At 41.6% G+C, this 12,047-nt stretch carries 14 protein-coding genes; 7 read left to right on the top strand and 7 right to left on the bottom strand.

Translation table 11 applies throughout. From position 1 onward, the window contains the following. Window positions 1-6: 6 nt before the first annotated feature. Complete coding sequence (locus HWV02_RS21970) at window positions 7-252, bottom strand: YdcH family protein (RefSeq protein ID WP_067040772.1); 246 nt, start codon at window positions 250-252, stop codon at window positions 7-9. A 62-nt stretch (window positions 253-314) separates the two neighbouring features. After that, window positions 315-1,517, bottom strand: coding sequence for a multidrug effflux MFS transporter (locus HWV02_RS21965; protein WP_211689334.1), 1,203 nt, complete (start codon window positions 1,515-1,517; stop codon window positions 315-317). Between the two features lie 109 nt (window positions 1,518-1,626). Here HWV02_RS21965 and HWV02_RS21960 point away from each other — a divergent pair, with 109 nt between their 5' ends. After that, the gene (locus HWV02_RS21960) at window positions 1,627-2,583 is read left to right on the top strand and encodes a LysR substrate-binding domain-containing protein (protein ID WP_211689333.1); all 957 of its coding nucleotides are present in this window, start codon (window positions 1,627-1,629) and stop codon (window positions 2,581-2,583) included. A 692-nt stretch (window positions 2,584-3,275) separates the two neighbouring features. Beyond that, window positions 3,276-3,527 (top strand): DUF1127 domain-containing protein, encoded by a 252-nt coding sequence (locus HWV02_RS21955; RefSeq protein WP_211673421.1) that lies wholly within the window; start codon window positions 3,276-3,278, stop codon window positions 3,525-3,527. Window positions 3,528-3,622: 95 nt separating this feature from the next. On the opposite strand, the gene HWV02_RS21950 is transcribed toward HWV02_RS21955, so the two are convergent. After that, window positions 3,623-3,805 carry a hypothetical protein gene (locus HWV02_RS21950; RefSeq protein ID WP_045108620.1) on the bottom strand — a complete coding sequence of 61 codons (183 nt, stop codon included), beginning with the start codon at window positions 3,803-3,805 and terminating at the stop codon, window positions 3,623-3,625. Between the two features lie 351 nt (window positions 3,806-4,156). Between HWV02_RS21950 and HWV02_RS21945 the strand changes: the two genes are divergently transcribed. Beyond that, on the top strand, window positions 4,157-5,068 hold the full coding sequence (locus tag HWV02_RS21945; protein ID WP_211689332.1) for a hypothetical protein: 912 nt from the start codon (window positions 4,157-4,159) through the stop codon (window positions 5,066-5,068). Between the two features lie 17 nt (window positions 5,069-5,085). Here the strand turns inward: HWV02_RS21945 and maiA are convergent, their stop codons facing one another. The 4 genes from maiA to hppD are packed head-to-tail and all read right to left on the bottom strand — an operon-like array spanning window position 5,086 to window position 9,016. Beyond that, complete coding sequence (gene maiA / locus HWV02_RS21940) at window positions 5,086-5,742, bottom strand: maleylacetoacetate isomerase (RefSeq protein WP_211689331.1); 657 nt, start codon at window positions 5,740-5,742, stop codon at window positions 5,086-5,088. Then, a complete protein-coding gene (locus tag HWV02_RS21935) occupies window positions 5,729-6,721 on the bottom strand; it encodes a fumarylacetoacetate hydrolase family protein (RefSeq protein ID WP_211689330.1) in 993 nt (330 codons plus the stop codon). The genes maiA and HWV02_RS21935 overlap by 14 nt, the downstream gene beginning before the upstream one ends. Window positions 6,722-6,779: 58 nt before the next feature. Continuing rightward, on the bottom strand, window positions 6,780-7,904 hold the full coding sequence (locus HWV02_RS21930) for a homogentisate 1,2-dioxygenase (RefSeq protein ID WP_211689329.1): 1,125 nt from the start codon (window positions 7,902-7,904) through the stop codon (window positions 6,780-6,782). 23 nt (window positions 7,905-7,927) lie between these two features. Next, a complete protein-coding gene (gene hppD, locus HWV02_RS21925) occupies window positions 7,928-9,016 on the bottom strand; it encodes a 4-hydroxyphenylpyruvate dioxygenase (RefSeq protein ID WP_211689328.1) in 1,089 nt (362 codons plus the stop codon). Window positions 9,017-9,281: 265 nt separating this feature from the next. Between hppD and HWV02_RS21920 the strand changes: the two genes are divergently transcribed. The 4 genes from HWV02_RS21920 to HWV02_RS21905 all read left to right on the top strand — a co-directional run bounded on the left by HWV02_RS21920 (window position 9,282) and on the right by HWV02_RS21905 (window position 12,039). Next, entirely contained in the window at window positions 9,282-9,752 is a 471-nt protein-coding gene (locus HWV02_RS21920; protein WP_211689327.1) for a hypothetical protein, read from the top strand. A gap of 304 nt (window positions 9,753-10,056) precedes the next feature. After that, entirely contained in the window at window positions 10,057-10,326 is a 270-nt protein-coding gene (locus HWV02_RS21915) for a PTS sugar transporter subunit IIB (protein WP_211689326.1), read from the top strand. 10 nt (window positions 10,327-10,336) lie between these two features. Further along, window positions 10,337-11,593: a PTS ascorbate transporter subunit IIC gene (locus tag HWV02_RS21910; protein WP_255550571.1), complete on the top strand. Its 1,257-nt coding sequence runs from the start codon at window positions 10,337-10,339 to the stop codon at window positions 11,591-11,593. Next, window positions 11,590-12,039, top strand: a complete 450-nt coding sequence (locus HWV02_RS21905; protein WP_211689325.1) for a PTS sugar transporter subunit IIA — start codon at window positions 11,590-11,592, stop codon at window positions 12,037-12,039. Before HWV02_RS21910 ends, HWV02_RS21905 begins: the two co-directional genes overlap by 4 nt. Window positions 12,040-12,047: the final 8 nt, after the last annotated feature.

The raw sequence follows: 12,047 nt of genomic DNA, 5'->3' as shown, positions 1-12,047 counted from the left end.
GGGAAATTAAAAATCACCATTAATTAGTTTTTGATAAATCTGGTCTTTTAAGGCAAGTCGACGGTTTTTCAATTCAATAAAATGGCTATCTGTGGTGGGAATGTCACTGGCTTCAAGGCCGTAAATATGATGGTCGAGTTTGTGATATTCTTTGGCTAGGGCGGCAAATTCGGGGTCATCGCTTTTTAGTTTGGCGATATCAATGGCGTGTTCAGGAAATTCATGGTTTAACGGGTGTTTTTCATTTTGCATTATTATTGCCTTAAGTGATGAACGAGTTCTTTCAGTGTAGTCGAACTCGTTCATTGCGGCACCTAATGTTGGACTTGTTCTTGATGCCAATGGTCGAGACGTGGCGTAAGCATTATCACTAGGAATATTATCGATAAACTACCCATTAATACAATTACAGCATATGGTGCGGTCAGCTCTGTTTGTTGAATCAATCCTGCGAGTAGTGCTGCGCCACTCATTTGGATACAACCTAGCATTGCCGCTGCCGTACCAGCGCGTTCGCCAAATGCGGCTAACGCCATACTGGTTGCTGGACCGAGCAATAATGCAAAGCCAATACAGAGCAACATCATAGGTAACATAAAGGCAAACGCGGCGGCCATACCTGCTGTCGGCCCCCAATTTTGCACGGCCAATTGCAGTGCCGCGGATAATAATAACGCGATAAAGGCAATGATAACGGTTGGACGATTACCGAAGCGTTTGATTACTGTAGGCGCTGTAAAACAAGCGGCGATATTGACGATAGCATTTAGACCAAACAATGCACTAAACTCTAGTTCTCCGATGCCTAAATGGCGGATTAACCAGTCTGGTGCATAGGACACATACGTTAGGATCGATGCCATACCCACCATACAAGCGATAGCGTAAAACATGAAGTGCGCATCGTATAATACCGGCTTAAAGCGAGACCAGTGGTACAGCGAACCGGATGTATCAGTATTATCTGGGCGTGTTTCTGGTAATTTGTTGATAATAATAGTTAATATCAACAATCCGTATAGCATCATAAAAACAAAAGTCGAGCGCCAACCAAATTGCAGCGCCAATAAGCCACCTAGCGTCGGTGCAAGTGCAGGTATAACACAAATAACGCCATTTAAATAACTGTAATAATGCGCGCCTTTTTTAGAGTCAAAGCTGTCACGTACCGCACTAAATACAACGATTGATGTTGCACAGGCTGCGGTACCTTGCAGCACTCGTGCTATTTGTAGCCAGTGAAATTCAATTGCGCCTGCTGCAAGAATACTGCTTAAGCAATAAAGCATAACACCACCGATTGCGACTGGACGACGACCAAAACGGTCTGCCAGTGGTCCTATTAATATTTGTCCGATGCCCATGGCAAATAAGAATAAAATTAATGTAGATTGAACTTCGCTAGACGACACCTGAAATTCTGCTGCCATTGTCGGCATTGAAGGCAGGTAGATATCGATAGCGAGGGGGCTTAACACCACCATAGCCATCAAAATAGGTAATATATTTCGGCGCATTGTTATTCTCGAATAAAAGGCATGGATTAATGTGGAGCAGTTTACGTAAAGCATGATATGAATGGAAGTGGTATAATTTCAGGACTGAGTTTCCATTTAGGAATATCTTATGAATTTAGATAATCTTGCCAAAATAGATCTAAATCTCTTGGCTATTTTACAGATCTTACTTGAAGAAGAGAGTGTAACTCGCGCAGCGCATCGCTTACACTTAAGCCAGTCGGCATTGAGTAAAAGTTTAAACCGACTACGTGATACCTTAGGTGATCCGTTATTTTTACGTACTGCCCATGGTTTAAAGCCGACGGCGCATGCTTTGCAATTAAAAGCGCAATTACCGACGATATTACAGGGCTTGTATCATCTCTGCTTACCGCCGAGTTTTATTCCCGAAAATAGTCATCGCCAGTTTTCGTTTGCTATGCTTGAAAGTGCCTATGAAACTTTACTACCTCATTACATTGGGCCAATATTATCGCAAGCACCTAAGCTGAATTTAGGTATTTATGATTGGAATGAAAAATCATTATTAGACTTGCAGCAAGGACAAATTGATTTTGGCATTACGGCCAGGGAGTTGCACCCTACGGCCGATGTTCGCCTCAATAATTTACCTGAGGGGATTGCGCATCAGCGTTTGTTTACCGATAACCAGGTGTGCTTAATACGCGAAAATCATCCTATGTTAGCAAGTATTAATGCAGGGCATTGGGATGTTGATGCTTATTTGAATATGTCGCATGTACAGGTTCGCTGCGAAGGTAATGATTGGTGGTTATTGGATTATCAATTAGCTGAGTCAGGGCTGCACCGTCATATTTGCGCAACCTTACCGGATTTTTACGGTGCCGCCAGTGTCTGTGCGCACAGTGATTTAATTTTTACTTTACCGTCGAGTTTTGTCTCGCATGCACAAAAGTTATATGGCTTGGTGCAATTGCCTTTGCCGATAGATTTTTCTTCATTGGTCTATGTATTGTTGTGGCATGAACGTAATAATGATGAACCGGGGCATAAGTGGGTCAGAGATACTATTTGCCAGAGTGTTGCGAAAGAGATGGGTTAATACCTAATATTGATTCAAAGATGCATTACAGCGTTTGTCTGCTCACATAGGCGATACTACAAAGTTCACTAATCGTTGTTGTATAAGTGGTTGTAGCAATATATTTATTTTGCATGGTGAATATTATTGTTTTTGTATGATGAGTAGGGGGGATGGGTTAGTAATAGCTAAGTTGAAGTACAGAGAGTGAACTTGATAAAATTCAGAGCTAAAACTATTACAGAATTGATATCGTAATATGGGGTGGAGATTAACAGGTTGAATATATTGTGAAAAGATGTATGGGAATACATTGTTAGCATAATACTTTGTTTTATTATTAACTGAGAATTTACGGTTGCAGAATGTTCAATTTCACATAGACTCTCCAATGTGATTTAACATTTATATCACATTTAATTTTGGATTAATTAGTTAACCGGAGGTACACATGAAAAATTTAAATCTTGTTCAATATGTTTGTGTATCTTTTGATCATACCAGTCTCATGATGGCCGTTCATCACGCCTTCGTGATCTGTTCCGATCGAAAGCCTGGCACCAATAACTAACGAATCCGTACCCTTAAAGGCTGCGGGAAAATGGCAGCTTGATAGGATGATAACCTCATTAATATCTCTAGATAGCCGAATTACTTCACGCCATTTCCCCCAGTATTTTTTATATACCAAAACTATATACTGGAGAATTATTATGCGTCATTCACTTTATTTACACCTTGCTGTTTTTTTTGTTCGAGCCGATATACGTCGTGAAGAACGCGTGTGGCTAGCAAAAGTTCGTCGTGCTACCAGCGAGATCCCATTGGGTAATGCTTATCTGTTAAAGGATATTGGACTTAATGCCGATGGTCGTCCACTTTGCAGTTCGGAACCACGTAATGTAACTGCTAAACGTCAAGTGCGTCATCTACGCCGCGCTTGCCGATTGAAAAGAGCAACGTAATGATAGGGGCTAGGCTGTGTGTGCAGTTTAGCCCCGCACCTTTATTGAAGATTTACTTCGAATTAAAATAATAAAATATAACTTATTGAGGTCTGTTAGTGTTCAAGCGCTGCCGAACCATCTTCGTTGATATGCAGTTTTGCTTTACACTGACTTATTAACTGTGCGGCATAAGAAGGTGAGACTGAGCGTAAGCTGCCTTTTCCAGTGTGGAATGAAGGTTCCCAAACTCTGTCCTTGTATCGACCTGTTTCCATAAACTCCACTACTACTTTCATAACGTACCTCTATATTGTTGGTCTTACTGGTTCCCAATTACGAAGCGATTATCGTTCGGTAATGGTTACTCAGATAACTATTAATATAATAAATATGCGGCAACTTCAAATATAATTGGCTCTTATTTCAAATGAAACTAATGGCTTTTTTTTTATACTTTTATTGATATATACAGCCGTCATTATTTTATATTAATGGCGCATACAATTATGTTTGTCATTACAACTAGCTAGCGTCTGCTGACTGACACAAGAGGAATTAGCAACTAAACTATTAGAAATATACCCATTACGATCACCATTTACCGTTCCGATACGTGTTAATGAAATATATTCGGGAGGAGGGTTAGTATGAGAGATAATTCTGCCATCGAAGCGTATCGTAAAGACCATGGACTGGAAAAACTCACTTATCACACGGTTGAAGAGATTCAGTCAGGGCATTTTGATTTAGACAAAGCGCAATATTTTCTGGTCTTTCAATCCCGTATCAACAACGAATTACTGAATCACAAGGTCATTACTGCTAACCCCTATACGCAGTGGTTTTGCGATGCGTCACTCAATGATGCACAGATTAAACAGCTAATTGTGCAATTCTCGGTTTTTTCCAATCAGTTTTTGGTTGCACAACTGGAGAAAATGCTGAATGCCGAAACCATTGAAGAAATGCGTGCCTCGAAAGAAATTTTAGCTAATGAAATTGGGGTTGTGTATAAGAACCCAACGCGAAACCGTGCTACGCAATTAACGCCGGATGAACGTGATTTTGGTGATATCGAAGGCAGTATTGATGGTGGTGCTTTCCATTTTAAAGCTGCACATTTTGAACTGTTAAATCAATTAGCCGATTATTTTGGTATCGCATTTAATCAAATTGGACGACGCCAGTTTGGTTCTGCCAAGACTTTATTCTTTTGTGATGAATTGGTGCGACTTTACGGTTCGGCAAGTTACGCCACGTCAACGGCGGCTTCTTATGCGGTAGAGAATTGGGCTGCTGCAGGGTTTTGGGATGAACTGGTCTCTGGGTTTAATCATTATCGCCAAACGAGAAACCTAAAAGGTTTACCGCTGACCTTTTTTACCTGGCATGCAAAACTTGAAGCCAACCATGCGAATCATACTCAGGAAGAACTCGAGGCTTATTATTTTAATAATGACGTTGATGAAGACCATTTTATCGTTAGTGGTAACGAAATGCTTGATGGTGTGTATACGTTTTGGCAAGGGCTTGATGAAGAAAGAAAACGCATCCATTAAGGTGTTTAATTTGGACGTTAGTCTGCATCAGGCTGTAGTTCTGGCGCGGCGTCGTAAAATGCAGGCAATTGAATACAGTACTGATAAATACGGTTGATTGCGGGATAGGGGGCCATATCAAGTTTAAAACGCTGTGCATTGTAAACTTGGGGGATCAAATAGACATCTGCCAAGGTGATTTGGTCGTTGTAGCAATAGTGAGTACTCTCTTTTTTGGTTAGTAATGTTTCGACGGCTGTGAACCCTTTTGCCAACCAGTGATGATACCAGACCATTTTTTCGGTACCGTCACAGTCGAAATTTTCCTCGATATATTGTAATACCCGCAAGTTATTCAGCGGGTGCATATCGCAAGCAATTATCTGCATCAATGTGCGTACATAGGCACGTTCAATGAGGTTTGTTGGTAATAAAGCTGGTTGCGGAAAAGATTCTTCCAGATATTCGATAATGGCCCCTGATTGGGTGATTATTTGTGGTTTATGTTCTGCCTCAGCGATATCAAGGCTTGGAACCAGACCTTGTGGATTAATATTAAGATATTCGGCTGAGTGCTGCTCCCCACCATGACGAACTAAATGGATAGACTCGGTGGTATAACTAATTTTCTTTAAATTTAAGACGATCCTAACGCGGTAAGCTGCCGATGAACGGAAATAGCTATAAAGCTTCATCTTGCATCACCACCATTTGTTCTATTGCGCCGAAAATGGATTGACCCGCGTGATCACGCATTTCAATTTTTACTCGATCGCCATTCTGTAGAAAGGGGGTTGTTATTTCACCTATGGTTATTTTTTCCAGCATTCTTTTTTCTGCTAGGCAGGATGAGCCTACCGTTCGGTCACAATTAGACACAGTGCCCGAACCAATAATGGTCCCCGCTGTTAAGGTTCTAGTTTTGGCTGCGTGGGCAATTAAACGGGGGAAATCAAATGTCATATCAGTGCCCGCATTGGGCGAACCGAATAATGCATCATTGAGATAACTGTACAAAGGTAAATGTAACTTGGCTCCGTCCCATGCCTCGCCGAGTTCATCAGGGGTAACTGCAACGGGAGAAAATGCGGTGGAGGGTTTGCTGTGAAAAAATCCAAACCCCTTAGCTAATTCACTGGGGATCAAGTTACGCAGTGATACATCGTTGACTAAAGTAATTAATAAAATGGTATTACTGGCCGCGGAGATATTTACGCCCATGTCCACATCGCTAGTTATCACCGCTACCTCACCTTCAAAATCTAATCCCCAAGCTGGGTCTATCAGTGGAATATTGTCATTGGGGCCTAAAAAACTGTCGCTGCCACCTTGGTACATTAACGGATCAGACCAAAATGATGCTGGCATTTCAGCTCCTCTGGCTTTACGTACTAACTCGACGTGATTGACGTAAGCGCTGCCGTCAATCCATTGATATGCTCTGGGCAGTGGTGATTCTAATTGGCAATTTGAGAACTCAATAATATCGTCTAATTCCCTGTTATTTAATCGTGTATATTGTGCTTGCAGTTGGGACTCGACAGCTGGCCAGTTTTCTAATGCCCATTGTAAACTTGTCGCTATCGATGAAGTACACACTGCGGTTTGTAAGTCTTTACTCACTAGGTGCAGGCTGCCATCTCTAGATCCATTTTTTAATGTTGCTAATTTCATTCCAGCCTCTTACCTATGTGTTCGTTAAGTTTTAATTTTTATAATCGGTTTTATAGCGTTATTCTTTCCAGCTATCGACATAACCGTGCCATTCCACATCTTGCATCAGGGACCCAATATCTAAGCCATCGCGAGTATCAATCATTACTGCTACTTCATCTGTTTCTTTTCGCTGTGACTTACAACCTGCGCGATAGGCTTTGGGGTGAGGGCCGTGGGTAAAACCGCAAGGGTGAAAGGTCAACATGCCTGGTTCTATATTGTCGCGGCTAAAGAATTCACCCTGGTGGTAAAAGATAACTTCATCAAAGTCATCATTGCTGTGGTAAAAAGGTACTTTCAATGCCCCCTGATCAGTTTCCATTGGTCTGGGCACGAAAGTGCAGACTACAAATCGATTGGTCACAAACGTTGAATGCGCGGACGGTGGCAGGTGAAAACGATGGCTCATTAACGGGCGAATATCTTGCCAATTAATCCTGACGACAGATACATTACCGTGCCAGCCCACCACATCAAGGGGGTTGAAAGGGTACTCAATAATCGACAGTTCATTAAAACGTTTAAGCACGACTTGCCACGGTTCTTCATTTTGTTGTTGCAAGTAGGCGGCGTCTATTTCTGGGGTGTCCAGTACCGTTTGATCAAATATCGCATGCTGGCCGACGATAGTTTTATCAGGTAAACCATAATAATCATTGGTGGCCTCGATCATCAGTAATGTGATGGGTTCGGCAGGCTCTAAACGCCATAAGCAAGCGCGTGGAATTAATATGTAATCGCCTTGTTTGACACTTAAATGGCCGTAATCACAAAACAATTCGCCGTGGCCTTGGTGGATAAATAACAGATCATCACCATCTGCGTTTCTGACTAAGGTTTTCATGTTTTCGTTACATTTCCAGAAGCGGACCTGACAATAGGCATTATGTAACAGTAGCGGTGCATCCCAGGGCGATATTTGCGAGTAGGACAGTTTTAATAGGTTATATGCCCTTGGCCTGTGATTACCTGACCATGCACTCCAGCCAGTCGGTGGATGTTTATGATGTAGGTGTGTTGCGGGTCCATAGAAACCTTCCCGACTGACTTCTCGCTCAAATATACCTTGTTCAGGCAGGTCTGCATGCGCCTGCCGAGAGTAGGTGCCTTTGCGTAGTGGGAAGCTAATTCTACGGATCATATCTTTTCCTCTAGGCACTGTGTTTATTTATCTTTTGTCGAAAGTACACCTCGTACGAGCTGGTCTCGTTCAATGGATTCGAACAAGGCTTGAAAGTTACCTTCGCCAAACCCTTCATCTCCTTTACGTTGAATAATTTCGAAGAAGATAGGGCCGATTAACGTTTTGGTGAAAATTTGCAGCAGTAGGACTAATTCCCCCGATTCCATATGACCATCAATCAGAATACGATTTTCTCTTAGCTTCTCGATCGCTTCATGATGGCCGGGTAAGCGTTCTGCGATCATGTCGTAATAAGTGTCGGGTATATCCATAAACTCGATACCATGCGCTCTTAACGTCGAGACAGTTTGATAAATGTCATCTGTGCCTAAGGCGATATGCTGGATCCCTTCACCGTGGTATTCCTGCAAGAACTCTTCAATCTGCGACTTATCATCACTGCTTTCATTGATGGGAATACGGAGGTTGCCGCAAGGGCTGGTCATGGCGCGGCTGCGTAAACCTGTCATTGCGCCTTTAATATCAAAATAACGTATTTCTCGAAAGTTAAAGATACGTTCATAAAATTCGGCCCACGGATCCATATGCCCACAGTGCACATTGTGAGTCAGGTGGTCGATATAAGTGAGTCCCGCCGATTTAGATGCGTTTTCAGTTTCGCCTGTTAATTCAAATTGTTCCTGATACAGGCGTGTTCTTACATCATCATCGACTAAATACAGCAGACTTTCACCAATGCCATAAATCGCAGGTACACCGAACTCGAGAATTTTACGCTTACAAGGCTTGGCTTCACGGCTTAACGCATGTTGATAGGCTTTATCTGCATCAGTGACTTTAAAGCCCATCGCACAGGCGGAAGGACCGTGTTGTTTCGCAAATTCAGAGGCGAAACCGCGACCTTCTGTACTGACTAAAAAATGGATATCACCTTGTTTGAACCAAGTTAACGGGCGTGTTTGATGCCGGGCATGAGGATGAAAACCCAACTGTTGGAAAAGCATGGCAAGCTGCTTTGGATCGGGAGACGAGAATTCGACAAACTCGAAGCCTTCGGTCCCCGCAGGATTACTAAACTGCTGTTTAGTATAATCATACGCGTGGTCCATTTTGACCTCCTTTGCAGACGATAGAGTTGCAAATAAGCCTACAAATTTAAAAGGAACTTAGAGGTAGTATGGACGATTTATCGTGATTCTGCTTTAGTGGGAAGTTAAAACAGATGGGAAATGCCTGTTTGATTAGGCTATCGGTTAATCTTTAATGATGATTATTCGCGTCAGTGGTTATGCTATCATATATATAAGAATGGCTAGATAGTGTTTGACGCATCTATTGGTATTCAAAATATAAATGTATAAAGGGAAGTTAATAGTGAAAAAGATGGCTGCTCCACAGGATATGTACAACGGAGCTAAATTTAAAACCAATAAATATGGTTATGTGAATATTGTCGAATATTATAATTGCCATACTGTTATTGTTGCATTTGAAAACACGGGAAACATTCGCGCTATCAGTGCCGCAAAACTAAGAAGTGGCAATGTCCCTGATCGTGCTATTCCGCCAGAATCCATCATGGTTGGCGAACGTGTTAAATCAATAAAACATGGTTGGTTAACCATTACTAAAGTTGAATCCGAAAACATCGTACTGATGACAAATGAGCAGCATGAAGAAATTCGCATGCTATTACCTGCAGTACAAAAGATGAAAGACAAATCAGCTGAAATCGAAAATCGAAAATCAGACACAAGTTCACCTACCTCATTGAAAGATTTAACAAAAAGAAACAAAAATGTTAATACTCTGGTGAAGAAAATGCTGACTGATTATGGTAAATGAAACCAACGGGTAAAAATAAATTTTTGTTAAGCCACTGATATTAAGTTTGTTTATTGTCAATGTTTGTCTTTTAATTCCTCCCGAATAAATATAATAAACTTTTCAAACGTTATTTCCTCCATTTTTAATGTTACAAATCACACTTCTATTATAAATGTCTCTTTTGGTGACTTGCGTCGCAATATCATTGTGGTTTTGTGACGTAAATCTTATTTGGTTTTTCCCCATTCAGTTATGCTTCCTCCACAAACTTTAGAAAACGCAATTTTGCATCCAGGTTAATCCAAGTAGAGAGCAAATCATTATGAAAAAGATCTTAGTTGTATGCGGTAACGGTTTAGGTACGTCATTAATGATGGAAATGGCTGTTAAAGAAGTTGCAAAAAAAATAGGTTTTGAAGCTGAAATTGATCATGAAGATTTATCTTCAGCGGCATCAAGTCATGCTGATATTTGGGTTGCGGCAACGGATATTGCGAGTCAGTTAGAGGAGGTGGGCAAGAAAAACATCATTCGCTTAGTGAATATTTTTGATAAAGCATCAATCGAAGCTCAACTAAAAACGTTCATGTAAGGTTAATATTATGGTGAATTTTTTTGAATTTATGCTCGGCTTATTAAAAGAGCCTGCGATCATGGTTGGTATGATTGCCTTTATTGGCCTTGTCGCACAAAAAGCGGATATTTCGACTATTTTGAAAGGCACAATTAAAACTGTAATGGGATTCCTGATCCTAGGTTTTGGTGCTGGAGCGCTGGTTGGTGCATTAAATAACTTCTCTGTTGTATTTACTGAAGCGTTTGGTGTGCAGGGTGTTATTCCAAATAACGAAGCTATTGTGGCATTAGCGCAACAGGCATTTGGTTATGAAATGGCACTGATTATGTTCTTCGCATTCGTCGTTAACATTGTGTTAGCGCGAGCTACGCCGTTGAAGTATATTTTCTTAACGGGTCACCATACTATGTTTATGTCAATGTTGGTGGCGGTAATCTTATCAACCGCAGGCATTACAGGCTCAGCACTGATTGCGATCGGTGCCACGACTGTTGGTTCGTTGATGGTGATCATGCCTGCCATTGGGCAGAGATATACTGAAAAAGTGATGGGTACTGACCAACTTGCGATTGGCCACTTTTCTACTCTGTCTTATGTTGTATCGGGTTATATTGGTGGTAAATTTGGTGATACGTCTAAATCAACAGAAGACATCCAAATGCCAAAAAGCCTGATGTTTTTACGTGATACTCCCGTTGCTGTCGCAACAACTATGGCTATATTTTTCTCTCTCGCTTCTATTTTTGCCGGTGGTGAGTTTGTTGAAACTGTTTCAGGTGGGCAAAACTGGGTTGTGTTCACCTTTATGCAATCGTTAACCTTTGCCGGTGGTGTATACATAGTACTGCAAGGTGTGAAGATGCTGATCGCAGAGATCGTGCCTGCATTTAAAGGTATTTCTGATACGTTAGTACCAGGCGCGAAGCCTGCACTTGATTGCCCTATGGTATTCCCTATGGCACCTAATGCGGTTTTAATTGGTTTTCTCTGTTCATTTGCTGCTGGTCTTCTAACTATGGGCATTCAAGGTGCACTTGGTTGGACAGTCATTGTTGCTGGCGTTGTGCCTCACTTTTTCGTCGGTGGTGCTGCGGGTGTTTACGGTAACGCCACCGGTGGTTTACGCGGTGCTGTGTTAGGTTCTTTCGCTCAAGGTCTGTGTATTTCAGTCTTGCCAATGTTATTGCTACCTGTGCTTGGTGGTTTAGGTCTTGAAGCAACAACGTTTGCAGATTTTGACTTTGGTGTTGTTGGTCTCGTTCTTGGTTGGATGGTGTCATGAGTCTATTTGATTTAATCGGTCATAATGGCATTGTGATCACAGCTGAAGAAAATCTCACTGTTAATGCAGCATTAGACTTAACTTGCTCAACCCTGTTGGCAAACGGTAAAATTGAAGCAAGTTATGTTGAAGCGATTAAAGCGACACATCAAGAGATTGGTCCGTATTATGTATTAGCACCTAAAATTGCTATGCCGCATGCTCGCCCGGAAGATGGTGTGAATGAAGCTGCATTGCAAGTTACGGTGTTTAAAAATGGTGTTGATTTGGGTTCGACAGATAATGGTGACGTGTACTTCTCGATCACACTTGCTGCAATGGATTCAGACAGCCACATTAATACCATCATGAAACTTGCTGAGTTATTCCAAAACGATGATGACATTGAAAAGATAATCGCAGCGGACAACCATGCTGACATTATCGAGATACTTAAAAATTACTAAATTGAAAT

This window comes from Moritella sp. 28 (assembly GCF_018219435.1).
Classification (GTDB): Bacteria; Pseudomonadota; Gammaproteobacteria; order Enterobacterales; family Moritellaceae; genus Moritella.
Note: the sequence above shows the minus strand (reverse complement) of the source record. Positions and strands in the feature narration are given on the sequence as shown.

Excerpts from the sequence above, each read along its gene's own strand:
- HWV02_RS21970 (WP_067040772.1), bottom strand. The coding sequence starts at position 252 with ATGCAAAATGAAAAACACCCGTTAAACCATGAATTTCCTGAACACGCC.
- HWV02_RS21965 (WP_211689334.1), bottom strand. The coding sequence starts at position 1,517 with ATGCGCCGAAATATATTACCTATTTTGATGGCTATGGTGGTGTTAAGC.
- HWV02_RS21960 (WP_211689333.1), top strand. The coding sequence starts at position 1,627 with ATGAATTTAGATAATCTTGCCAAAATAGATCTAAATCTCTTGGCTATT.
- HWV02_RS21955 (WP_211673421.1), top strand. The coding sequence starts at position 3,276 with ATGCGTCATTCACTTTATTTACACCTTGCTGTTTTTTTTGTTCGAGCC.
- HWV02_RS21950 (WP_045108620.1), bottom strand. The coding sequence starts at position 3,805 with ATGAAAGTAGTAGTGGAGTTTATGGAAACAGGTCGATACAAGGACAGA.
- HWV02_RS21945 (WP_211689332.1), top strand. The coding sequence starts at position 4,157 with ATGAGAGATAATTCTGCCATCGAAGCGTATCGTAAAGACCATGGACTG.
- maiA (WP_211689331.1), bottom strand. The coding sequence starts at position 5,742 with ATGAAGCTTTATAGCTATTTCCGTTCATCGGCAGCTTACCGCGTTAGG.
- HWV02_RS21935 (WP_211689330.1), bottom strand. The coding sequence starts at position 6,721 with ATGAAATTAGCAACATTAAAAAATGGATCTAGAGATGGCAGCCTGCAC.
- HWV02_RS21930 (WP_211689329.1), bottom strand. The coding sequence starts at position 7,904 with ATGATCCGTAGAATTAGCTTCCCACTACGCAAAGGCACCTACTCTCGG.
- hppD (WP_211689328.1), bottom strand. The coding sequence starts at position 9,016 with ATGGACCACGCGTATGATTATACTAAACAGCAGTTTAGTAATCCTGCG.
- HWV02_RS21915 (WP_211689326.1), top strand. The coding sequence starts at position 10,057 with ATGAAAAAGATCTTAGTTGTATGCGGTAACGGTTTAGGTACGTCATTA.
- HWV02_RS21910 (WP_255550571.1), top strand. The coding sequence starts at position 10,337 with ATGGTGAATTTTTTTGAATTTATGCTCGGCTTATTAAAAGAGCCTGCG.
- HWV02_RS21905 (WP_211689325.1), top strand. The coding sequence starts at position 11,590 with ATGAGTCTATTTGATTTAATCGGTCATAATGGCATTGTGATCACAGCT.